General features: G+C 68.7%; 1 protein-coding gene. It reads right to left on the bottom strand.

The window, feature by feature from the left end:
* On the bottom strand, window positions 1–1,148 hold a 1,148-nt coding region (locus AB0M20_RS43885; protein ID WP_364307459.1), incomplete at its 3' end, for a hypothetical protein.
* Window positions 1,149–1,340: the final 192 nt, after the last annotated feature.

Raw genomic sequence — 1,340 nt, forward strand, 5'->3', positions numbered from 1 at the left:
AGCCGCAGGTGCTGATCGATCGAGGAGGCGACCGTGGTGTACGACTTGCTGCTGTCGGCCAGCTCCTTGGTCGCCTCGGTCAGACCGGTGACGCCCTGTGCCATGGCCTCCGCGCTGGTCCGATAGGCGAGCTGGTCCGATCGGTATTCCTCGAGCGACTCGTGGAATCCCTTGAACAGCGGCGACAGCTGCTGGTCGAGCAGCCGCTGGTTGGCCTCCACGGCCTGCTGCAGGACGGCGGTGGCCTCGGTGGTCGTCCGGCCGATGAACTGCTCGTTGTCCGCCCGCACGGCCACCACCGTGTCCTGGATCTCCTGCGCCAGGGCCGCGATCAGCTCGCGGCCCTGCTGGTGAAGTTCCTGCACGGCCTGTTCGGCCGACGCGGTGATGCGGTTGTTCTCCTGGGCGAGGCGACTGGTCTCGGCGACGGCCTCGGCCAGGAGATCTCGGGTACGCCCTTCCACGTCGGCGATCATCTGTTGTGTCTCGCTGAGCACCCGTTGCGCGGCCTCGGCCCACTCCCGAGCCGTGTCCGGCGGCCGGACGTTGCTGGTCTGCACGGCCAGCGCGAGGGTTTCCATGGCGTCGTCCACCTTGGTCGACACCGCGGCCACGGCGGCATTCGCCTGGCCCTCCAGGCTGTGTGCTCGCACCGTCAGCAAGAGCACGACAAAGAGGAGTGCGAACGCGATCAGCGCCGTCTCGGCGAAGGTCGGGATCGTCGATCCGCGGAAGCGTTGCTGCCAGAGCACGAGGAACGGCTCAGTGGACAACTTGGGGTTGGCCTCGAGCAATTCTTGGTAGCACCAGCTGGCCCAGCCGAGGAAACACCAGGTGGCGATCAGGGGCAGGAGGGCGACGGCGTTGCGCCACCCGACGACGCGGCGGACGGCCCGGTGCTCGATGGCGGTCAGCTCGTTGAGGGGCTGCTCGCCGGCGCCGATCCGTTCCAGGGCCGGGAAATCGCGGCGCGCGGCGGCCTGGTCGATCGCCATGAGCCGGACGGCATCATTGTCGGCGCCCCGGCTGGTCAACTCGGCGTGCGCGGCGGCCAGCTTGTCGGCCGCCTCCGCGCCGTGCGGGCCGAGCAACCGCACCTGCTCGAACGGCAGGTCCGCGCGGACCTTCTGTCGGGGGGCGTAGACCATCGATGTCTCCTGTAGCCGGATGAAGTAACGATTCTCGGGAAGGCGTCATTGCTCGTTCTCCGCCGCTTGGAGATCGCCTTCAAGATCGGTGATCTCGTCGTGGTCGGGCGGCGACTGGCGGCGTGCCAGGGCGAGGGCACGCCGCAGCAGCGGAACGGCGTCGGCCGAACGCCCATGCAGGCGGTAGCTCTC

The sequence above is a fragment of the Actinoplanes sp. NPDC051633 genome, from assembly GCF_040681735.1.
In the GTDB taxonomy this organism is placed as follows: domain Bacteria; phylum Actinomycetota; class Actinomycetes; order Mycobacteriales; family Micromonosporaceae; genus Actinoplanes.